Consider the following 21,170-nt stretch of genomic DNA (forward strand, 5'->3'; position numbering starts at 1 on the left):
CGGGGGGGGGCGTTTTGGGATAGTGGCCCTAGGCGCGTGTTGGCCCCCTTCCCTCGGCTCAGTCGAGGGAAGGGGGCCTTCACGCGCAAACCGTCAGATCAGTCTTCGTCGACCCAGTCGAAGGTCTTCGTGACCGCCTTCTTCCAGTTCCGGTACTCCGACTCGCGGCGGGCCTCGTCCATCGACGGGTCCCACTGCTTGTCCTGCGCCCAGTTGTTGCGGATGTCGTCCTCGCTCTTCCAGAACCCGACCGCGAGCCCGGCCGCGTAGGCCGCGCCGAGCGCGGTGGTCTCGTTGACCACCGGCCGGATCACCGGAACGCCGAGGATGTCGGCCTGGAACTGCATGAGCAGCTCGTTGACGACCATGCCGCCGTCGACCTTCAGCGACTTCAGCGGGACACCGGAGTCGGCGTTCATCGCGTCGATCACCTCGCGCGACTGGAACGCCGTCGCCTCCAGGACCGCCCGCGAGATGTGTCCCTTGTTGACGAACCGGGTGAGGCCGACGATCGCGCCGCGGGCGTCGGAGCGCCAGTACGGCGCGAAGAGGCCCGAGAACGCCGGCACGAAGTACGCGCCACCGTTGTCCTCGACGGTCCGGGCGTGCTGCTCGACCTCGGCCGCGGAGCCGATCAGGCCGAGGTTGTCCCGCAGCCACTGCACGAGCGAACCGGTGACGGCGATCGAGCCTTCGAGCGCGTACACCGTGTCGTTCGAGCCGATCTTGTAGCAGACCGTGGTGAGCAGCCCGTTGTCCGACATGACCTTCTCGGTGCCGGTGTTGAGCAGCATGAAGTTGCCGGTGCCGTAGGTGTTCTTCGCTTCACCCGGCGAGAGGCACGCCTGCCCGAAGGTCGCCGCCTGCTGGTCGCCCAGGATGCCCGAGATCGGGACGCCCGCCAGCGCGCCCTTCTCCCGGACCTTGCCGTAGGTCTCCGAGGACGACCGGATCTCCGGGAGCATCGACAGCGGGATCGTCATCTCCTCGGCGATCTCCGCGTCCCAGGTCAGCGTGTCGAGGTCCATCAGCATGGTCCGCGACGCGTTGGTCGGGTCGGTGACGTGCACGCCGCCGTCGACCCCGCCGGTCATGTTCCACAGCACCCAGGTGTCCATGTTGCCGAAGATCAGATCCCCGGCCTCGGCCTTCGCGCGGGCGCCGTCAACGTTGTCGAGGATCCACTTGATCTTCGGCCCGGAGAAGTAGGTCGCCAGCGGCAGGCCCACCTTGGCGCGGTAGCGCTCCTGCCCGCCGCCGAGCGCCCCCAGGTCGCTGACGATCTTGTCGGTGCGGGTGTCCTGCCACACGATCGCGTTGTACACCGGCTTGCCGGTGGTGCGGTCCCAGACCAGCGTGGTCTCGCGCTGGTTGGTGATGCCGACCGCGACGATGTCGCTCGCGACCAGGTCGCCCTTGGCCAGCGCGCCCGCGGCGACGGCCCGCGTGTTCTCCCAGATCTCTTCGGCGTTGTGCTCGACCCAGCCCGCCTTCGGGAAGATCTGCTCGTGTTCCCGCTGGTCGACGGCGACCACCCGGCCGGAGTGGTCGAAGATCATGCAGCGGGTCGACGTGGTGCCCTGGTCGATCGCGGCTACGTACGAAGTCATCGAAAACTCCAGTCTCAGGTGAGGTTGTGGACGGCGAGGAAGAGCAGGGCGGCGAGGGCACCGCCGACCAGCGGGCCGGCGACCGGGACCCAGGAGTAACCCCAGTTCGGGTTGGCCTTGTTCTTGATGGGCAGCAGGAACGCGTACGCGATACGGGGGCCGAGGTCCCGGGCCGGGTTGATGGCGTAACCGGTCGGGCCACCGAGGGACTGGCCGATGACCAGCACGACGAACGCCACACCCGCGTAGCCGAGCGCGGAGTTGCCGAACTGGGGCGTCCCGCCCTCACCCGTGGCGTTGGCGTACACCGGGCTGAGCAGGATCCACGCGACGAGCACGAAGGTGCCGATGATCTCGGTGACGAGGTTCCACGCCTTGTTCGGGATCTGCGGCGCGGTCGAGAAGATGCCGAGCGTCTCGTCGCGCTGCGGGTGGTCGTCGAACTGCAGCTTGTAGGCGGCCCAGCAGAGCACGGCGCCGAGGATCGCGCCGACCATCTGCCCGGCGAAGTAGATCGGGACGTCCGCCCACTTCGTCTTGTCCGCGATGGCGAGGCCCAGCGTCACCGCGGGGTTCAGGTGCGCGCCGCTCGGTGCGGCGATGCTCGCACCGGCGAAGACCGCGAACGCCCACCCGAAGGTGATCATCACGACGCCACCGTTGTGGCCGTTGTTCTTCCGCAACACGTGGTTGGCGACCACGCCGTTACCCAACAGGATCAGGACCGCCGTTCCCAGCAGCTCCCAGACGAATATGGCTCCTGCACTCACCGCTTGACCTCCACTTTGGACATTCCGCGCAGGGTCGAACACGGTGTGCTACGGCGCCCTTGCCGACCCACGTCCGTGGCACGTTACCGTCGCGTATTTGTTCCTTCCAGGCATCGCGGGAACCAATCCTTCCAAGATCGACGAGGGTTACGCCACACGTGTCACCCGCATAACGGACCGGTCGCGGCCGATCGTGCGATGCTGGAGCCACAGCGGCACAAGGAGGAATGTCACGTGGCAAGCTCTCAGCGCGAAGCCGAAAACAGCCCCGCCAGGCTGGGACCGCTCAAGCGGGAAGAGTCTTGGCAGCGGCTGGGTGAGGACAAGTTCGACCTCGTCGTCATCGGCGGCGGAGTGGTCGGGGCGGGCACGGCGCTCGACGCCGCGACACGCGGCCTGCGGGTCGCCCTCGTCGAAGCGCGCGACCTCGCCTCGGGAACGTCGAGCCGGTCCAGCAAGCTCTTCCACGGCGGGCTGCGTTACCTCGAACAGCTGGAATTCGGTCTGGTGCGGGAAGCTCTGCGGGAACGCGAGCTGATGCTGACGACGATCGCCCCGCATCTGGTGAAGCCGGTCAGCTTCCTGTACCCGCTGACCCACCGCATCTGGGAGCGTCCGTACACCGCGGCCGGCCTGCTGATGTACGACACGATGGGCGGCGCGCGGTCGGTTCCCGGCCAGAAACACCTGAGCCGTGCGGGTGCGCTGCGGATGGTCCCGGCGCTGAAGCGGTCCGCGTTGATCGGCGGGATCCGTTACTACGACGCGCAATCCGACGACGCGCGGCACACGATGACCGTCGCCCGCACCGCCGCGCACTACGGCGCCGTCGTGCGCACCTCCACCCAGGTGGTCGGCTTCCTCCGCGAGGCCGACCGTATTTCCGGGGTCCGCGTGCGCGACGTCGAGGACGGCCGCGAGACCGAGATCCACGCCTCCGCGGTGGTCAACTGCACCGGCGTGTGGACCGACGAGCTGCAGCGCCTTTCCGGTGGCCGCGGCCGGTTCCGCGTGCGGGCGAGCAAGGGCGTGCACATCGTCGTCCCGCGCGACCGGATCGTCTCGGAATCGGGCATGATCCTGCGCACCGAGAAATCCGTGCTGTTCGTCATCCCGTGGCGCAACCACTGGATCGTCGGGACCACCGACACCGACTGGAATCTCGACCTCGCCCATCCCGCCGCGACCAAACACGACATCGACTACCTCCTCGAACACGTCAACACCGTGCTCGCGACACCGCTCACGCACGACGACATCGAAGGCGTCTACGCCGGGCTCCGGCCTTTGCTCGCAGGGGAAAGCGAAGAGACGTCGAAGCTTTCGCGTGAGCACGCGGTCGCGCGGGTGGCGCCGGGGCTGGTCGCGATCGCGGGCGGCAAGTACACGACGTACCGGGTGATGGCGGCCGACGCCGTCGACGCCGCGGCCGTGGACCTGCCGGGCAGGCCGCAGTCGTCCATCACGGACAAGGTGCCGCTGCTCGGCGCCGACGGCTACCACGCGCTGGTGAACCAGGCCGACCATCTGGCAGGCGAGCACGGGCTGCACCCGTACCGCGTGCGGCATCTGCTCGACCGGTACGGCTCGATGGTGCACGAGGTCCTCGCGCTCGGCGAAGGACGGCCGGAACTGCTGAAGCCGCTGGAGCACGCTCCGGACTACCTCGGTGTCGAGGTCGTCTACGCGGCCAGCCACGAGGGCGCGCTTCACCTGGAAGACGTGCTCGCGCGCCGGACGAGGATCTCGATCGAATACGCGCACCGCGGCGTCGACTGCGCCGCGCAGGTCGCCGCGCTGGTGGGCGAGGTGCTCGGCTGGTCGAAGGACGAGGAGAAGCGCGAAGTCGAGGTGTACAAGGCACGGGTCGACGCGGAACGGGAGTCCCAGTCGCAGCCGAGCGACGAGGCCGCCGACGCGTTGCGCTCCGCCGCGCCGGAAGCACGCTCGGGGATCATCGAACCGGTGAGTTGACCGTCCCGGCCGAGTGGTGTGCCACGCGCGCGGAGATCGTTGCCTGATCAGGTGAATCTGGCATAGCGTCGGCCTTCCCGATACGGAAGGCGGCCTTGTGGTGTTTCTCGACTCGTCGACGTGGACGGACCGGATCTTCGCCGGCGGTTCCTGGGTGCCCGGCATGGGCGGCACCCGGAAGGTCACGGAGCCCGCGACCGGAGAGGTGCTGGGAAGCATCGGGATGGCCTCGGCCGAAGACGCCGCGAAGGCGGCGGAAACGGCGGCCGAGGCGCAGCGGGCCTGGGCGGCGACACCGCACGTCCGGCGGGCCGCGATCCTGCGCAAGGCGGCCACGCTGTGGTCGGAGTACGCCGACGAGATCCGCTGGTGGAACGTCCGCGAGGTCGGCGCGGTGCCGGGAGTCGCGGGCTTTTCGCTGCACGTCGCGGAGCAGGAGTGCTACGAGGCGGCGGCGCTGCCCGGCCGCCCGTACGGCGAACTCCTGCCGAGTGAGGAGCCGCGTCTTTCGATGGCGCGCCGTGTCCCGGCCGGTGTGGTCACGGTGATCTCGCCGTTCAACATGCCGATCATCCTCGGCATCCGGTCGGTCGCCCCGGCGCTCGCGCTGGGGAACGCGGTCATCCTCAAACCGGATCCGCGCACCGCCGTCACCGGCGGCGTCGTCCTCGCGCGGATCTTCGAGGAAGCGGGGCTGCCGCCGGGCGTACTGCAGATGCTGCCGGGCGGCGCGGACGTCGGCGAGACACTGGTGACGCATCCGGCGGTCCGGGTCATCTCGTTCACCGGGTCGACCGGCGCCGGGCGCAAGGTCGGCGAACTCGCCGGAAAGCATTTGAAGCGGGCACATCTGGAGCTGGGCGGGAACTCCGCGCTCATCGTGCTCGACGACGCGGACGTCGACGAAGCCGCCGGGGTCGCCGCGTTCGGCTCGTTCTTCCACCAGGGCCAGATCTGCATGACCACCGGGCGGCATCTCGTGCACGAGCGGCTCTACGACGACTTCGTCGAGCGGCTGGCGGCGAAGGCTTCGGCGTTGCGCGTGGGCGACCCGGCGCGGGACGAGGTCGCGCTCGGGCCGATCATCGACGCCGGACAGCGGGACAAGATCCACGACCTGGTCACCGCCAGCGTGGCGGCGGGGGCGCGGGTCGCCGCGGGCGGCGAGTACGACCGGCTGTTCTACTCCGCGACCGTGCTCGCGGACGTGCCGCCGACGGCGCCCGCCATCGCTCAGGAGATCTTCGGCCCGGTCGCGCCGGTCGTCCGGTTCTCCGACGCGGAGGAGGCCATCCGGCTCGCGACGGCGAGCGAGTACGGGCTCTCGCTGGGGATCGTCACGCGCGATGTCCTCAAAGGACTGGAGCTGGCGGATCGCGTCCCGACCGGGATCGTGCACATCAACGACCAGACCGTCAGCGATGAGGCGAACAGCCCCTTCGGTGGCGTCGCCGCTTCGGGCACGGGAAGCCGCTTCGGCGGCGCGGCGGCGAACATCGAGGCGTTCACCGAGACCCGCTGGGTCACCGTCCGGAACCCGCCGCCCACCTACCCCTTCTGACCCCGGCGGATCGCGTTTAGCCCGCTAAACGCAGGTCAGGCGGTGCGGCGCCAGCGGATGAGGCGTTCCCCGGTCGGGGCCGGATCGAGTTCGGGCCCGACCAGGGTGAACCCGCATTTGCGGGCGACCGAGGCCGACACCTCGTTCGTCTCCTCGTAGCGGTAGCTGACCTCGCGCAGGCCGAGCCCGCCGAAACCGAAGCGCAGGGCGGCGTTGAGCGCGGTGCTCGCGATCCCCTTGCCCCGCGACGCCGCGCGCACCCAGACCGACGCCTCCGCGTACCCGGCGTCGAGATCGAGATCCCGCAGGCCGACCTCGCCAAGCAGATCCCCGGTGGTCGGCTCGGCCACCGCCCAGGAACAGCGCTCGTCACCCGCCCACTGGGCGGCGCGCAGCGCGACGTACTCGGTCGCCTCGTCGAGGTCCCGCAATCGGTAGTTCAGCACGTACTTGCGGTGCGTCGGGTCCGCGAACGCCGCGACCAGCGCCGGACGGTCGTCGAGGGCCTTGTCCGCCCGCAGTTGCCGCAGGTAGTACTCGCCCGCGTTGATCTCCACCGGTTCCACCCTTCGAGGGTAACCACCCCGGCCGGAGATCAAGGTTCGTAGGGCCACGGGCCGCTGAGCGGGGTCACGTGGGTCGCCACCGGTCCGTTCGGGCCCTGCTGGATCGCGAACGACACGCGCTGACCGGCGTTGAGTTCCTTGAAGCCCCGCATCTGGATCTCGGAGTAGTGAACGGGGATTTCCCCCGCTTCGGCGGGCGGTGCCGTCGAGTTCCGGCGACGGCGCCACCAGCGCCGGCCCTGAACCGGGGGAGTGGCCCAGCCATCCGGTCTGACGGCACCCACGCCCCTCTCCGAGTCGAACCAGAGGACAGTCCCCTCGGCCATGACGGTTCCTCCGAAGCTCGGCGGTGAGGCTTCCGGGATCAGCGGCGGCGGCTCATGATCAGCGCGACCGCCAGTGGCAACAGGAACACCAGGAAAGTCCCACGGGTGAAGAAGAACAGCACGATCGCGACCGCGGCGGCGATCGGCACGGCACTGGCCGTCAGCCATTTCGACGGCTGGACCTCGTTCTTCGCGGACGCCTGCGCGACGCCGGGCATCGGCGGCAGGGGGAGCAGCGCGCTCGGCCGGGGCGAGGGCAGGTCCGTGAACAGCGGTTCCAGCTCGCTGACCATCCTCGCGGCACTGACCTTCGCCGACCGCGAACCGAACTCGTCGAGGTCGAGTCTGCCGGTGCGGACATGCTCCTCCAGCGCTTCGAGCGCGTCTTGGCGTTCGGCGTCGCTCAGCCGCATGTCCGGTCTCTCGGCACTCACGTCCCGAGTCTACGGGCGGATCAGCCGTCGAGTTCCCGTCGACGCTGCTTCCCCAGCTTCTTGTGCGAGTTCTCCCAGCCTTTGCCCCAGATGCCCTCGCCGACGGCGCTGATCCCGATCGGGACGAGGATGAACCACCAGGTGATGCCGGTGGTGATGATGAGCGCGATGGTGGCGATGAAGAGGATCGGCAGGAGCGCGCCCATGACACGTTGCGTCGGGGAGATGCCCGCCCACGGCGACGCCGGTTTCTCCACGGCTACCTTGGGCGCGTCGTAGCGCGGATGCGGCTCGGGCAGGTCGAGGAAGATTTCGGCCAGCTCGCCGCGAGTCTTGGCGGCGGTGATCCGGGCGGACCGCTCGCCGTACTCGTCGATGTCGATCCTGCCGACGGTCATGTGCTCGCCGAGCGCGGTCAGCGCGGACTCGCGATCCTGATCACTGATCCGCAGCCGCGGAGACGGAACCTCGCTCACCCTTTCGAGAATAGGCCGGGCGAGGCCCCGTCAACCACGACATTCGTCAGTCTTTGAGCTCGAACAGCTGGGTGCCCTGCGTCACCGCGGCGCCGACCTCGACCGAAAGGCCGGTCACGGTGCCCGCTTTGTGCGCGGTGACCGGGTTCTCCATCTTCATCGCTTCGAGCACGACGACCAGCTCGCCCGCCTCGACCCGCTGGCCCTCTTCGACGGCGACCTTGACGATGGTGCCCTGCATCGGCGCGGTGACCGCGTCACCGCTCACCGCTGCCTTGGTGCCGCCCGCGCGCTTGCGCGGCTTGGCCTTCACGGCCGTCCCGCCGCCACCGGCGTCGAGCGAGAAACCGCCGGGGAGCGACACTTCGAGCCGTCGGCCGCCGACCTCGACAACGACGTTCTGCCGAGGCTGCTCTTCCTCGGCCTCGACGGTTTCCGGTGCCACGAACGGCTCGATGGTGTTCTCGAACTCGGTCTCGATCCAGCGCGTGTGGACGCTGAAACCGTTCTCGTCGCCGATGAAGGCCGGGTCGTTCACGATCACGCGGTGGAACGGCAGCACGGTCGCCATCCCGTCGGCGACCATCTCGGCCAGCGCGCGGCGGCTGCGCTCCAGCGCGTTCTGCCGGTCCGAGCCGGTGACGATCAGCTTCGCGAGCATCGAGTCGAACTGGCCGCCGATGACACTGCCGGACTCGACACCGGAGTCGACGCGGACACCGGGGCCGCTCGGCGCGACGAACTTCGTCACGGTGCCGGGAGCGGGCAGGAAGCCGCGGCCGGCGTCCTCGCCGTTGATGCGGAACTCGATCGAGTGGCCACGTGGTTCCGGGTCTTCGGTGATGCGCAGCTTCTCGCCACGCGCGATGCGGAACATCTCGCGCACGAGGTCGAGGCCCGTGGTCTCCTCGGACACCGGGTGCTCGACCTGAAGCCGCGTGTTGACCTCGAGGAACGAGATCGTGCCGTCGACGGCGACGAGGTACTCGACCGTCCCGGCTCCGTAGTAGCCGGCTTCCTTGCAGATCGCCTTCGCGGATTCGTGGATGCGTTTGCGCTGCTCGTCGGTCAGGAACGGCGCGGGCGCCTCCTCGACCAGCTTCTGGTGGCGGCGCTGCAGCGAGCAGTCGCGGGTGCCGACGACGATGGCGTTGCCGTGCTGGTCGGCGAGGACCTGGGCCTCGACGTGGCGCGGCTTGTCCAGGTAGCGCTCGACGAAGCATTCGCCGCGGCCGAAGGCGGAGATCGCCTCACGCGTCGCCGATTCGAAGAGCTCCGGGATCTCTTCGCGGGTGCGGGCGACCTTCAGACCACGGCCGCCACCGCCGAACGCCGCCTTGATCGCGACCGGCAGGCCGTGCTCGTCGGCGAAGGCGATGATCTCGTCGGCGTTCGCGACGGGGTCCTTCGTGCCGGGCACGAGCGGGGCGCCGGCACGCAGCGCGATGTGGCGCGCGGTGACCTTGTCCCCGAGGTCGCGGATGGCCTGCGGGCTCGGCCCGATCCAGGTCAGCCCGGCGTCGAGCACGGCCTGGGCGAAGTCCGCGTTCTCGGAGAGGAACCCGTAGCCGGGGTGGACCGAGTCCGCCCCCGACCGCTTGGCGGCGTCGAGCAGCTTGTCGAAGACGAGGTAGCTCTCGGCCGCGGTGGTGCCGCCGAGGGCGAAGGCCTCGTCCGCGAGGCGCACGTGGGGTGCGTCGCGGTCAGGATCGGCGTAGACGGCGACGCTGGTCAGCCCGGCGTCCTTCGCCGCCCTGATCACCCGTACCGCGATTTCCCCGCGGTTCGCGATCAGGATCTTGGTCACCGGACCACCTGTGCCGGCCTGCTCGGTCACGCCGTACCTCCTGCGTTCGCACGTCGGGCCGCCCCGATGCGGCTCCGCAGCAGTTTACGGAAGTTCCCGCCCCGATTAGTGAGAGCAAGGCCACCCGGTGACACTGTTTATAGCAGCGCTTCGAGGGGGCGCAGTTCTTCTAACAGGCCCTACACCAGGGCTTCGCGATGCCGCAGTTCCTCCGGAAGATCGGAATCGAGCACGATCAGGTCGTACGGCTGGGCCTGGTGGACGCGGCCGAGGTGCTCGGATTTGACCAGCGCCCACGGCTGATGCGGCCCGCAGCACTCGACCAGGCGCTGCACGGAGGAGAAGGCGATCAACGCCATCCGGCCGTCCTTGGTCGCGCGGAGTTCGATCTCCGCGCTCGTGTAGTCCTTCGGCTTCTTCGCCGTCGGAAGGAACAGTGCGTTGGGCAGTCCGGGGTTCGTCACAGGAACAACATAGACGTGCACTCTGCGCTAGATCACTTACGCTCTCGGATATGCGGACACAGGAAGCGCGGGCGCCGAAATCCGTGCTGCTCACCGCGTTGCTGGCGGTGGTGGTGACGGCGGGCGTGATCGTCGCCGTGATCCTGCTGCGCCCGGCCTCTCCAGCGCCCGCCGGTGACCCCGGCATGCCTCCGGTGTCCGACGGCGCCCCGAGCGCGCCCGGCGTCAACTGTGGCGACTCGGCCTGCCGGGAGATCGGCGCGATGACCGTCGGCGGGCTGCCCGTCGTGCTCCTCGCCGACGGCGCGGGGAAGCAGGGGGTGGTCCGGATCGGGGCGGACACCGCGTACCCGCTGATGATCAACGACATGGGGGTCACCCTGAAGGGCGATTCTCTGCGCTGTGTCGACGGCACGACGCCGGTGTGCCTGGTGCGCGGCGAGACGGGCGGCGGTGCGGCGGGCGAACTGTTCGTCGCGCGCGGCGGGATCTGGCGGGACACCGGGAAGCCGTACTTCTCCGACGCCGGGACGGTCGCCCTCGGCGACGTGACCGCCGACGGGGTCGCGGACGTCATCGTCGTGCGGCACGAGTGCCCCGGCGCGCAGTCCGGGTCGGCCCGGTGCCAGGCGGCGCCGGTGCTGGCGGAGGTCTACGACGTCGCCCGCGGTTCCGTGGGATGCACGCGCCGGTACACCGCGCCCTCGGAGTTGCGGGGGTGGCCGGATGTGCGGCTGACGAAGGCGGATCTGCGGGCCTGCCCCTGAGGGGGAGCAAGGGACCTTTGCTACCACTTGGGCGGGGGCTCGCGAGAGGCGAAGTCCGTGAGGGCCTCCTTCCCTACCTTGAGGGTAGTGAAGGAGGCCCTCACGGACTTCTGGTCCCTCAAGGGGGCCTTCACGGACCGCGGGTCCGCCTCAGCGGTCTCGGTAATCCCACAAGTCACAGCCCAAGTACGTGAAGGCCCCCTTCACTGCGCTAGACGCAATGAAGGGGGCCTTCACGGACCGTCAAAGGACCTCACGCCCCAGCCGTGGCAGGCTCCTTCGCCGAGGCAGTGCCGCTCTCAGTCGGCGAAGGGTCTGTCGGCGAGTTGAGCACTTCGTCGTCCAGAAGGCCTTCGCCGCGGGCGACGACCACCGGCACGACGATCTGGCCGGCGACGTTGGTCGCGGTCCGCATCATGTCCATGATCGGGTTCACCGAGTAGATCAGCGCGATCCCGAGCGCCACCTGCTGCGCGTCGAGGCCGATGAACGCGGTGGTCAGGGTCAGCGCGGTCAGCCAGCCGGTGGTGCCGGCGGTGGCCAGTGCGCCGAGCACGGCGACCACGACGATCCCGACGTACTGCCAGATGTTCAGCGAGACCCCGGATAGGTTCGCGATGAAGATGGCACCGATCGCGGGGAACACCGCGGCGCAGCCGTCCATCTTCGTGGCGCTGCCCAGCGGAGTCGCGAAGGCGGCGTACGCGGGCTGGACGCCCAGGTTCACGGCGGACTGCCGGGTCAGGGGCAGCGTCGCGGCCGAAGACTGCGAAGCGAACGCGAACTGGATCGCCGTGCCGGCCTTCGAGAAGAACTTCAGCGGGCTGACCTTCGCCACGAACTGGAGCAGGATCGGGTAGACCACCAGCAGCACCACGAGGCAGCCGACGTACACCGCGAGAGTGGTGGTGAACAGCGGCCGGAACAGGGCGTCACCGTAGTTCGCGACCGCGGCGCCGATCAGGCCGACGATGCCGATCGGGGCGAGCCGGACGATCCAGCCGAGGTAGCGCTGGATGATCTCGAAGACGCTGGTGGTGAAGTCGACGAACGGCTTGGCCTTGTCACCGAGGCTGTAGGCCGCCGCGCCGATGATCACGGCGAGGAACAGCACCTGCAGCGTCGAGCCTTCGGTGAAAGCCGTGAAGAAGTTCTTCGGCAGGAAGCCTTCGACGAAGGCGCTCCAGGAGCCCCAGTTGTCGACGCTCTTGGTGGCCTTGTCCGCGTTCTTCGCGGTCGCGGCGACACCTTCGCCGAGGCCGCCGCTGCCCGGGTTGAACAGCTTCGCGACGGCGATGCCGATCAGCGACGCGATGAACGACGTGATCGCGAACCACAGGACGGTCTTGCCGCCCAGCCGCGCGGCCTTCTTGCCGCCGCCGAGGTTGCGCAGGCTGTTGATGCCGACCACGATCGCCGTGAAGACCAGCGGGATCACCGCGATCTGCAGCAGCGTCGTGAAGATCGTGCCGATCTGGTCGAGCAGGTCGGTCAGCCAGCTCGCCTCGGTCGTCCTGGCGAGGACGCCGAGCAGGGCGCCCACGACGAGCGAGCCGAGGACCGCCGCCGCGAAGACCCTTGGCCTTGTATAGGTCCGAATGAAAGACACGGGGCGACTCCGGTGCGTGAAAGTTTCCTGATTTCCCGAACGTGAAGAACGTTCGGCGAGGCAGGACTCTTCCGGATCACCCGATCGTGTGGGAGTCGTCTCAGGATGCGGGACGCGTCCACAGATCGATGACGCTCACCCCGACCTCCGTCAGCAAACGCCGGGTCAGCGGCAGGCTGATGCCGATGACGCTCGAGAAATCACCGTCGATTCCCTCGATGAACCAGCCGCCGAGTCCGTCGAGGGTGAAGCCGCCGGCCACCTGAAGCGGCTCTCCGGAGGCGATGTACGCCTCGATCTCTTCTTGCGACGGTGTGCCGAAGCGAACAGTGGTGCCTTCGGTCCCGGACGCTTCCTTCGTCCTCTCGCCGTTCTCGACGCGGATGATCGCGTGGCCGGTCAGAAGTTCACCGGTTTTGCCCGCCATCGACGCCCAGCGCTCGCGCGCGGCTTCCGGCGTGATCGGCTTCCCGACCATCTCGCCGTTGATCGACAACATCGAATCGCAGCCAACGATGACCATGTCGCCGTGGCCGCCGAGCGCCTCGACAACCGCTTCGGCCTTCGCCGCGGCGAGCGCGCGGACCAGCTCCTCGGGGGCCGGATCGGTCAGGGACGCGGCGACCGCGTCCTCGTCGACGCCGGACACGACGACGCTCGGATCGAAGCCGGCGGAACGCAGGACACCGAGGCGGGCGGGGGACTGGGACGCGAGAACGAAACGCACGTGAGGAAGGTACTCGACGCGTCGTCGTTGCCTGATTGTGACCTGGAACACCCGAACGTGGAGTTAGTTTGTTGTGGCGCGCAACATATGGATTGTTCGAGCTACGGAGGAACCAATGCCGCCCCGCCTCCGCGTCAGAAGATCTCTTCGCACGACGCAAACCACAGTGCTCGCAGGACTGCTCCTGGCCGGTTCGGTCCTGACCCCGGTGGCGTCCGCCGCCCCGGGGCCGCTCTACAAGAACCCGCACGCGCCGACGTCCGCGCGGGTGAACGACCTGCTCAAGCGGATGAGTCTCGACGACAAGATCGGCCAGATGACGCAGGCCGAACGCGGCGCCGTCACCCCCGACCAGGCCGCCGCGCTCAAACTGGGGTCCCTGCTCTCCGGCGGCGGCTCGGTACCGGAGAGCAACACGCCGAACGGGTGGGCCGACATGGTCGACTCATATCAGAAGGCGGCCATTTCGACGCCGCTCGGCATTCCCACGATCTACGGCGTCGACGCCGTGCACGGCCACAACAACGTCTACGGCGCCACGATCTTCCCGCACAACATCGGCCTCGGCGCGGCCAACAATCCGCGCCTGGTCGAAAAGATCGGCCGGGCGACGGCGCTGGAAGTCGCCGGAACCGGCCCGCAGTGGGACTTTTCGCCGTGTCTGTGCGTCGCCCGCGACGATCGCTGGGGCCGGACTTACGAATCCTTCGGCGAATCCCCGCGTGACGCCATCGCGAACGCGTCGGCCATCACCGGGCATCAGGGGCGCAGGCTCGGCGAAAAACCGGGATCCGTGCTCGCGACGGCGAAACACTACGTCGGCGACGGTGGCACGACGAACGGCGTCGACCAGGGCAACACCGAGATCAGCGAACGTGAACTGCGCCAGATCCATCTGCCGCCGTTCCGCGAGGCGATCGACCGTGGTGTCGGCTCGGTGATGATCTCGTTCTCCAGCTTCCAGGGAGTGCGCATGCACGCGCAGAAGTACCTCATCACCGACGTCCTCAAGAAGGAACTGCGGTTCCGCGGGCTGGTGATCTCGGATTACAACGCGATCAACCAGATCGACGGCAAGGAGGGTTTCACCCCCGAAGAGGTGCGGCTCTCGGTCAACGCGGGCATCGACATGTTCATGGTCCCGTGGGACGCGCCGCAGTTCATCGCCTACCTCAAGGCCGAAGTCGAGGCGGGCCGCGTTTCCCGCGACCGGATCGACGACGCGAACCGCCGCATCCTGGCGGAGAAGTTCGAGCTCGGCTTGTTCGAGCATCCGTACACCGACCGTTCGCTCCAGAAGACGTTCGGCAGCAAGGAACATCGCGAACTGGCCCGGCAGGCCGTCCGCGAATCCCAGGTGCTGCTGAAGAACGACGGTGTGCTGCCACTGGCGAAGAAGAACAACAAGATCTTCGTCGCGGGCAAGAACGCGAACGACATCGGCAACCAGGCGGGCGGCTGGACGCTCACCTGGCAGGGACAGAGCGGCCCGGTGATCCCGGGCACGACCATCCTCGACGGCATCAAGTCGGGGGCGGGGAAGGGAACCACGGTGACCTATGACCGTGCGGGTAACGGAATCGACGGCAGCTACCAGGTCGCCGTCGCAGTGGTGGGCGAAACGCCGTACGCCGAAGGACAGGGAGACCGGCCGAACGGCTTCGGACTCGACGCGGAAGACCTCGCCACGATCGCCAAACTGAAGGCCTCCGGGGTCCCGGTCGTCGTGGTGACCGTATCCGGCCGCCCGCTCGACATCGCCGCTCAGCTGCCGCAGTTCGACGGGCTGGTCGCGGCCTGGCTCCCGGGCAGCGAAGGCGCCGGTGTCGCCGATGTCCTTTACGGCGACTACAACCCGACCGGGAAGCTGACGTTCAGCTGGCCTGTCAGCGCGGCTCAGGAACCGGTGAACATCGGTGACGGCAAGAAGGCGCTGTACCCGTACGGCTACGGCCTGCGGTACCGCCGCTAGGACCTCGTGAGTGGTAAGGACGGTTAGAACCGTCCTTGCCACTCACGAGACGTGAGGTCAGGCGGCGCTGGCGGCAGGTTCGGGCACCGGTGGGTGCGCCCGGCTCCGCGCGTTCCGCATGGTGAGCGCGGCGAGCACGCCAAGCACGAGTACCGCGGCCGGAAGCAGCAGCGTCACCCGTGCCGCGTCGGTGAGTCCATTGTGGACGGCTTCGAGCGCGAGCCGCTGAGCCTGCTCGGCGACACCGGACGGCAGGCCGGGGAACGCCGTCGGCGCGGAAGATCCGAACTCCCCGGTCGATTCCGCGGCTTTCGCGACGCCTTCCGCGAACGGCGCCCGGTACTGCTCCGGCAACGCGCTCGCGGCCGACGCGGCCTCGTCGGCGATCGAAGCGCTGATCCGTGCCTGCAGCAGCACACCGACGGCCGCGCTGCCGAGTACGCCGCCGACCTGACGGGCGGTGTTGAAAATGCCCGACGCGGTGCCGACGAGCCGCGGCTCGACCGAACTCATCGCCAGATTGCCCATCGGCGCGAAGATGAAGCCGATGCCGACGCCCGCCACCAGCAGCGCCGGGGTGAGCGTCCAGGCGTTCGCGCCCGCCTCGGCGATCAGTGCCGTCAGCGCCAGCCCCGCGCCCAGTGCGGTCAGCCCGATGATCAGCAGGACCTTGCCGTTGACCTTGTCCGAAGCGCGGCCGACGAACGGGCCGATCAGGCCGCCCAGCAACGACATCGGCGCGAACAGCAGCCCGGACATCGTCGGCGACTCGCCCAGCACGGCCTGGATGTAGATCACCAGCGGCAGGAACATGCCGGTCATCGCGAAGCCGACGGTGACCGCGGTCAGCGCCCCGGCCGAGAAGTTGCGGTTCGCGAAAACGCCCAGCGGCAGCAGCGGTTCGGCGCGGTTGAACCGTTGCCACACCACGAAAGCGACCAGCAGGGCGACCCCGAAGCCGATGATCTCGAATACGGTGATCGGCCCGAACACCCGTCCCCAGTCGTAGTGCTGTCCATTTTGGACGCCGTAGACGACGCAGAACAGACCCGCGCCGGACAGCAGGATTCCCGGGACGTCGAAGGAATGCGAGTGCTTCGGCTGCCAGTCCGGCACCTTGAGCAGCGCCAGCGCGAGCGCGACCACGCCGACCGGCAGGTTGACGAAGAAGATCCATTCCCAGCCGAGATGGTCGACGAGCACACCACCGAGCACCGGCCCGACGATGGCCGCGATCCCGGCGACGCCGCTCCAGAGTCCCATCGCGGGGCCGCGTTTCGACGGCGGGAACAGATGGCTGATGAACGCCAGGGTCTGCGGCGTCATCAAAGCGGCGCCGAGGCCTTGCACCGCGCGGGCCGCGATCAGCATCTCGACCGAACCGGACAGACCGCACCACAGCGAGGCCAGCGTGAAGACCACGAGCCCGGCCAGGTAGACGCGTTTCGGGCCGAAGCGGTCGCCGAGACGGCTGGCGAACAGCATCGGCACCGCGTAGGTGAGCAGGTAGACGCTGATCACCCAGACGATCGCGTTCAGCCCCGCGCCGAGTTCGCGCAGCATCGCGGGGATCGCGGTCGAAACGATCGTGGTGTCCAGCAGGATCATGAAGAAACCCAGGCACAGCGCGGAGAGCGCGGCCCAGGGGTTAGCTTGTCTTGCGTTCATCACTGTCGTCCTCGGTGACCAGGTTCAGTTGTGGCGCGCAGTGGCCCTGGAACCGGATACGGCCGGATTCCAGGTCCGCGACGAGTTTCTGGGTCCACTCCAGCTCGAAGGCCCGCCGCGCGGTGGCGTAGGACCAGTCGAGCCAGTAGATCTCGGGAAGTTTGTGCTCGTTGACCAGGTTCTCCAGGACGACCTGGTCGGAGGCGATGGCGGCCTGCAGCCGCAGCACACGGTGCTTGAGCTGGGTGACCGACAGTTCCGGGCCGAGTTCGTCGATGACGGCGAGCGCGCTGAGGTACTCGGGGTACTCCTCGGCGGGGTTGGCCAGCATGTCCTGCGCGCGCGTGACGAACTCGTCGCGGCCGGCGTCCGTCATCGCGTACACGGTGCGCTCGGGGCGTTTCCCGTCCCGTTGTGTCTCGACGATCTCGACGAAACCGTTCTGCACCAGGCGATCCACCGCGTGATAGAGCGAGCCCGCCTTCACCTTGACGCGCGTGTTGACGAAACGTTCGCGCATCAGCTGCGCCATCTCGTACGGATGCATGGGCCGCTCGTGCAGGAGTTCCAGCACCGCCATGGCGAGCGGAGTGAGCTTCGCGACCATAGATGCCCCCCTCGGAAGATTCCCTGCTGATTATTCCTTGTGGAATATATGCCAGGCGCGGCTGAATCTTCAAGAGGGGCTTCGCTGCTCCGGCCGGCCGCTAGTCGAGCGGTCTCGGCCCGATCTCGCGTTCGAGGAAGCGGTGGTACTCGATGGCCGCGATCGAGTTCTCCAGCTGTTCGAACGTCGGCGCGGGGAGCGCGCCGTTGAAGACGATGGTCAGGCTCTTCCGCGGGATGTTGATGACATACGGATCGACGTCGAGTTCTTCGCAGTGGCTCCGCAGGACGGCCGTCCAGTGGTCGAGGTCCTCGTCCTCGCCGAGGTGCTCCCACCGCGCGACGATCCAGTTGCCGTTGATCAGCTGGCCCGCCATCTCCCGCGGATCGTGGACCATGTACGGCTCGGCGACGTCGTTCATCGTCCGAGGTGTTCGAGGAGCGCGGCGAAGGACTCGGCCGGGAGCACCAGGATGGGCCGGGTCTCGTCCGGCAGCGCCCACTGCTTGGTGTCCCGGATGCCCACCAGGCCGGGCGCGGTGCCGACCTCGACGCAGGCGTTCTCTTCCCAGTGCGTGTACGTCGACTTGTGCCAGCCGGTCATGTTTTCGTGCCAGGTGGTCATAGGAGCGCCTTTCCCCAGTGACTGTTTCGGCAAGTAGACGGGTTGCGCGGCAGCAAGGTTGGCGAGATCGGGTGATCTGTGCCGATCGGTCGGTGAGCGGCTCCGATGATCGCGTTCGGCGCACGGAAAGGGACCTTCACCGACAGCTGCTTTACTAACCATGCACTCTGGGGGTGCATAGCGCAAAGGGCCTTAGGTCACCGAAATGATCCGGCCGCGAGCTGTCGGTAGTCGGCGGCGATCCGCGTCAGATGCCCGCAGGCGATGTCGCCGTAGGTGGCGTAGCGCTCGACCTCGGCGAAGTTCTTTTCGTAGTCGGCGACTTCACGTTCGTCCGTGACGAGGGCCGTGGCCGTCTGCGTCCCGAGGAGCACCGCGCGCGAGTCGTAGATGTCGAAACCGTGGAGGACGGGGACGGACACCGGAGTGGTCCACGGGATCACGCCCAGCCGCACCCGATCGCGGCGGGAGACCTCGATGAGATGGCCGAGCTGGGCCAGCATGGTCGCCGCGCCGCCCATGTTCCAGCGCAAAGCGCCTTCGGTGAGCACCAAATGGAACTCGCGATTCGAATCGAGGATCCGCTGGCGTTCCAGCCGGGCCTCGACCGTCTGGTCGCGTTCGTCCTCCGGCAGCGCGTCGCCGAACAGCGCGGTGATGTAGTCGCGGGTCTGGAGCAGGCCGGACACGATGGTCGGCTGGAAACCCCGGATGCGGGCGGACGCCGTCTCGATCTTGCCGATGCGCTGCTGCATCCGCCAGGCACCGCGCTGAAGGACGACGCGGGCGGACGACGCCTCCTCACGGAGGTCCCGGGTGATCGCGACCAGCGCCCGCCGGATCTTCGCGGGCGCGCGATAGACGCGGCACAGCGCGACGACCTGGTCCTCGGTCGGCATGAAGGCGCCGGTCTCGACCCGCGACACCTTCGACTGACTGAGGCCGCTGAGCCTCGCCGCCTCGGTACCGGACAGCCCGGCGGCTTTGCGCAGACGGCGCAACTCGGTGGAGAGGTGATCCTGGTTCGTCACGCACGGCTTTCTGAGGCGATCGAGGTCGGCAGGACTGTCACGATAGCCCGCCGGGCCCGCCTCAGCGAGGAAGCGCCGAAGCCCGCCAGGCACCCTCTCCGGGAGCGAGCGGGGCCCGCACGAGCGAAGCCTTGTCCGCCCACCACGAATCCCGTTTCGGCGCCGGTTCCGGTGCCCGCGCACCGGCCGCCGCCGCGACGACGGCGGTCAGCGCGGCGAGCTCGGCGTCGTCCGGGTTGCCCCGGACGACGCGCAGCAGCGGGGTTTCGGGCGCGGTCACAGCGGGATGTTCCCGTGCTTCTTGGGCGGCAACGACTCACGCTTGCCCTGGAGCAGCGAGAGCGCCTTCGCGACGTGGCCGCGGGTGTGCGCGGGCACGATCACCGAGTCGACGTAACCGCGCTCGGCCGCCGCGTACGGGTTCAGGAGGGTGTCTTCGTACTCCTGGATGAGCTCGGCGCGCAGCGCGTCGACGTCCTTGCCGTCGGCGGCGGCCGCGGCGAGCGTCTTGCGGTGGACGATGTTCGCCGCGCCCTGCGCGCCCATGACCGCGACCTGCGCCGTCGGCCAGGCCAGGTTGATGTCCGCGCCGAGGTGCTTCGACCCCATGACGTCGTACGCGCCGCCGTACGCCTTGCGGGTGATGACGGTGACGAGCGGGACGGTCGCTTCGGCGTAGGCGTAGATCAGCTTCGCGCCGCGCCGGATGATGCCGTTCCACTCCTGGTCGGTGCCCGGAAGGAAGCCGGGGACGTCGACGAAGGTCAGCACCGGGATGTTGAACGCGTCGCAGGTGCGCACGAACCGCGCGGCCTTCTCGGAGGCGTCGATGTCGAGGCAGCCGGCGAACTGCGTCGGCTGGTTCGCCACGATGCCGACGCTGCGCCCGTCCACCCGGCCGAAACCGACCAGGATGTTGGGCGCGAACAGCTCGTGCACCTCGAGGAAGTCACCGTCGTCGACGACGCGGGTGATGACCTCGTGCATGTCGTACGGCTGGTTCGGCGAGTCCGGGATCAGCGTGTCGAGTTCGCGGTCGGTGTCGGTGACGTCGTCGAAGCTCTGCCCATGGGCTCTCGCCGGAGAGGAGTACCTCGAGCCTGCACCCGGCGCCGAGTCGGTCTCGAAGACCGGCGCCTCGGACAGGTTGTTCGCCGGGAGGAACGCGAGCAGTTCCTTCACGTACGAGATGGCGTCCTCGTCGTCCGAACCGAGGTAGTGCGCGACGCCCGAACGGGTGTTGTGCGTGCGCCCGCCGCCGAGTTCCTCGAAGGAGACTTCTTCACCGGTCACGGTCTTCACGACGTCGGGGCCGGTGATGAACATGTGCGAGGTCTTGTCGACCATCACCACGAAGTCGGTCAGCGCGGGGGAGTAGACGTGCCCGCCCGCATTGGCGCCCATGATCAGCGAGATCTGCGGGATGACGCCGGACGCCTTGACGTTGCGGTTGAAGATCTCGCCGTACAGGCCGAGCGAGACGACGCCTTCCTGGATCCGCGCGCCGCCGCCCTCGTTGATCCCGATGATCGGGCGGCCGGTTTTGATCGCCAGGTCCATCACCTTGACGATCTTCTCGCCGTACACCTCACCGAGTGAACCGCCGAAGACGGTGACGTCCTGGCTGAACACGCACACCGGACGGCCGTCGACGGTGCCGTAGCCGGTGACGACGCCGTCGCCGTAGGGCCGGTTCTTCTCCTGGCCGAAGTTGACCGAGCGGTGCTTCGCGAGCTCGTCGAGCTCGACGAAGGAGCCCTCGTCCAGCAGCAGGTCGATCCGCTCGCGAGCGGTCTTCTTGCCCTTGGCGTGCTGTTTCTCCACCGCCCTCGCGGAACCCGCGTGCACCGCCTCGTCATACCGGCGGTACAGGTCGGCCAGCTTGCCGGCCGTCGTGTGGATGTCCGGTTCGTCCTCGGGCGGCGTCCCGAGCGGCTCCGTCGCACTGCTCATGAAACCGCAGCCTAGCTACTCGACGGTCACTTCGCGTGTGGCGTAGGCAACGTCTTGGGGCAGGGTGGTCGTGAGTGGTGCAGGTGGTCGTGGGTCGGCGTGGGGGGGGGGGGGGGGGGGGGGGGGGGAAGAAGAGAAAACACAAAAACAACCACAAAAACCAAGAAGAAGAATGAGGCCCCCCCCCCCCCCACCGCAGCAACCGCAACCCACACGCCGCGCGC

General features: G+C 68.3%; 21 protein-coding genes. 4 read left to right on the plus strand and 17 right to left on the minus strand.

The window, feature by feature from the left end; genetic code table 11:
- Positions 1 to 98: 98 nt before the first annotated feature.
- Both glpK and ACFWIW_RS37075 read right to left on the minus strand, forming a co-directional pair.
- Entirely contained in the window at positions 99 to 1,610 is a 1,512-nt protein-coding gene (gene glpK / locus ACFWIW_RS37070; RefSeq protein WP_378372754.1) for a glycerol kinase GlpK, read from the minus strand.
- A gap of 14 nt (positions 1,611 to 1,624) precedes the next feature.
- Positions 1,625 to 2,380: an MIP/aquaporin family protein gene (locus ACFWIW_RS37075; RefSeq protein ID WP_378372755.1), complete on the minus strand. Its 756-nt coding sequence runs from the start codon at positions 2,378 to 2,380 to the stop codon at positions 1,625 to 1,627.
- A gap of 234 nt (positions 2,381 to 2,614) precedes the next feature.
- On the opposite strand from ACFWIW_RS37075, the gene ACFWIW_RS37080 reads away from it, so the two are divergent.
- A complete protein-coding gene (locus tag ACFWIW_RS37080) occupies positions 2,615 to 4,354 on the plus strand; it encodes a glycerol-3-phosphate dehydrogenase/oxidase (protein WP_378372756.1) in 1,740 nt (579 codons plus the stop codon).
- A gap of 97 nt (positions 4,355 to 4,451) precedes the next feature.
- Positions 4,452 to 5,915 (plus strand): aldehyde dehydrogenase family protein, encoded by a 1,464-nt coding sequence (locus tag ACFWIW_RS37085; RefSeq protein WP_378372757.1) that lies wholly within the window; start codon positions 4,452 to 4,454, stop codon positions 5,913 to 5,915.
- Positions 5,916 to 5,950: 35 nt separating this feature from the next.
- On the opposite strand, the gene ACFWIW_RS37090 is transcribed toward ACFWIW_RS37085, so the two are convergent.
- From ACFWIW_RS37090 to ACFWIW_RS37115, 6 genes are all read right to left on the minus strand, one after another.
- Positions 5,951 to 6,481 (minus strand): GNAT family N-acetyltransferase, encoded by a 531-nt coding sequence (locus tag ACFWIW_RS37090; protein WP_126735215.1) that lies wholly within the window; start codon positions 6,479 to 6,481, stop codon positions 5,951 to 5,953.
- 29 nt (positions 6,482 to 6,510) lie between these two features.
- The gene (locus ACFWIW_RS37095) at positions 6,511 to 6,765 is read right to left on the minus strand and encodes a cold shock domain-containing protein (protein ID WP_378372758.1); all 255 of its coding nucleotides are present in this window, start codon (positions 6,763 to 6,765) and stop codon (positions 6,511 to 6,513) included.
- 80 nt (positions 6,766 to 6,845) lie between these two features.
- Positions 6,846 to 7,220: a DUF1707 domain-containing protein gene (locus ACFWIW_RS37100; protein WP_378372797.1), complete on the minus strand. Its 375-nt coding sequence runs from the start codon at positions 7,218 to 7,220 to the stop codon at positions 6,846 to 6,848.
- Between the two features lie 41 nt (positions 7,221 to 7,261).
- Entirely contained in the window at positions 7,262 to 7,717 is a 456-nt protein-coding gene (locus ACFWIW_RS37105; protein WP_378372759.1) for a DUF1707 domain-containing protein, read from the minus strand.
- A gap of 46 nt (positions 7,718 to 7,763) precedes the next feature.
- A complete protein-coding gene (locus tag ACFWIW_RS37110) occupies positions 7,764 to 9,554 on the minus strand; it encodes an acetyl/propionyl/methylcrotonyl-CoA carboxylase subunit alpha (protein ID WP_378372760.1) in 1,791 nt (596 codons plus the stop codon).
- Between the two features lie 149 nt (positions 9,555 to 9,703).
- A complete protein-coding gene (locus ACFWIW_RS37115) occupies positions 9,704 to 9,988 on the minus strand; it encodes an SAV_915 family protein (RefSeq protein ID WP_378372761.1) in 285 nt (94 codons plus the stop codon).
- Between the two features lie 83 nt (positions 9,989 to 10,071).
- Between ACFWIW_RS37115 and ACFWIW_RS37120 the strand changes: the two genes are divergently transcribed.
- On the plus strand, positions 10,072 to 10,755 hold the full coding sequence (locus ACFWIW_RS37120) for a hypothetical protein (protein ID WP_378372798.1): 684 nt from the start codon (positions 10,072 to 10,074) through the stop codon (positions 10,753 to 10,755).
- Positions 10,756 to 11,008: 253 nt separating this feature from the next.
- Here the strand turns inward: ACFWIW_RS37120 and ACFWIW_RS37125 are convergent, their stop codons facing one another.
- Positions 11,009 to 12,364, minus strand: a complete 1,356-nt coding sequence (locus ACFWIW_RS37125) for a dicarboxylate/amino acid:cation symporter (RefSeq protein ID WP_378372762.1) — start codon at positions 12,362 to 12,364, stop codon at positions 11,009 to 11,011.
- 100 nt (positions 12,365 to 12,464) lie between these two features.
- Entirely contained in the window at positions 12,465 to 13,091 is a 627-nt protein-coding gene (locus ACFWIW_RS37130) for a Maf family protein (protein WP_378372763.1), read from the minus strand.
- A gap of 166 nt (positions 13,092 to 13,257) precedes the next feature.
- Between ACFWIW_RS37130 and ACFWIW_RS37135 the strand changes: the two genes are divergently transcribed.
- On the plus strand, positions 13,258 to 15,063 hold the full coding sequence (locus tag ACFWIW_RS37135; RefSeq protein ID WP_378372764.1) for a glycoside hydrolase family 3 protein: 1,806 nt from the start codon (positions 13,258 to 13,260) through the stop codon (positions 15,061 to 15,063).
- A gap of 57 nt (positions 15,064 to 15,120) precedes the next feature.
- Here the strand turns inward: ACFWIW_RS37135 and ACFWIW_RS37140 are convergent, their stop codons facing one another.
- The 7 genes from ACFWIW_RS37140 to ACFWIW_RS37170 form a co-directional block, all read right to left on the minus strand.
- Positions 15,121 to 16,731 carry a DHA2 family efflux MFS transporter permease subunit gene (locus ACFWIW_RS37140; protein WP_378372765.1) on the minus strand — a complete coding sequence of 537 codons (1,611 nt, stop codon included), beginning with the start codon at positions 16,729 to 16,731 and terminating at the stop codon, positions 15,121 to 15,123.
- Positions 16,712 to 17,338, minus strand: a complete 627-nt coding sequence (locus ACFWIW_RS37145; protein ID WP_378372766.1) for a PadR family transcriptional regulator — start codon at positions 17,336 to 17,338, stop codon at positions 16,712 to 16,714. Before ACFWIW_RS37145 ends, ACFWIW_RS37140 begins: the two co-directional genes overlap by 20 nt.
- Positions 17,339 to 17,438: 100 nt before the next feature.
- Positions 17,439 to 17,759: a hypothetical protein gene (locus tag ACFWIW_RS37150; protein WP_378372767.1), complete on the minus strand. Its 321-nt coding sequence runs from the start codon at positions 17,757 to 17,759 to the stop codon at positions 17,439 to 17,441.
- Complete coding sequence (locus ACFWIW_RS37155) at positions 17,756 to 17,962, minus strand: DUF397 domain-containing protein (RefSeq protein WP_016331337.1); 207 nt, start codon at positions 17,960 to 17,962, stop codon at positions 17,756 to 17,758. Before ACFWIW_RS37155 ends, ACFWIW_RS37150 begins: the two co-directional genes overlap by 4 nt.
- A gap of 197 nt (positions 17,963 to 18,159) precedes the next feature.
- On the minus strand, positions 18,160 to 18,993 hold the full coding sequence (locus ACFWIW_RS37160; protein ID WP_378372768.1) for a helix-turn-helix domain-containing protein: 834 nt from the start codon (positions 18,991 to 18,993) through the stop codon (positions 18,160 to 18,162).
- Between the two features lie 61 nt (positions 18,994 to 19,054).
- Positions 19,055 to 19,273, minus strand: a complete 219-nt coding sequence (locus ACFWIW_RS37165) for an acyl-CoA carboxylase subunit epsilon (RefSeq protein WP_016331339.1) — start codon at positions 19,271 to 19,273, stop codon at positions 19,055 to 19,057.
- On the minus strand, positions 19,270 to 20,946 hold the full coding sequence (locus tag ACFWIW_RS37170) for an acyl-CoA carboxylase subunit beta (protein ID WP_378372769.1): 1,677 nt from the start codon (positions 20,944 to 20,946) through the stop codon (positions 19,270 to 19,272). Before ACFWIW_RS37170 ends, ACFWIW_RS37165 begins: the two co-directional genes overlap by 4 nt.
- Positions 20,947 to 21,170 lie beyond the last annotated feature (224 nt).

The sequence above is a fragment of the Amycolatopsis sp. NPDC058340 genome (assembly GCF_042723975.1).
Classification (GTDB): Bacteria; Actinomycetota; Actinomycetes; order Mycobacteriales; family Pseudonocardiaceae; genus Amycolatopsis.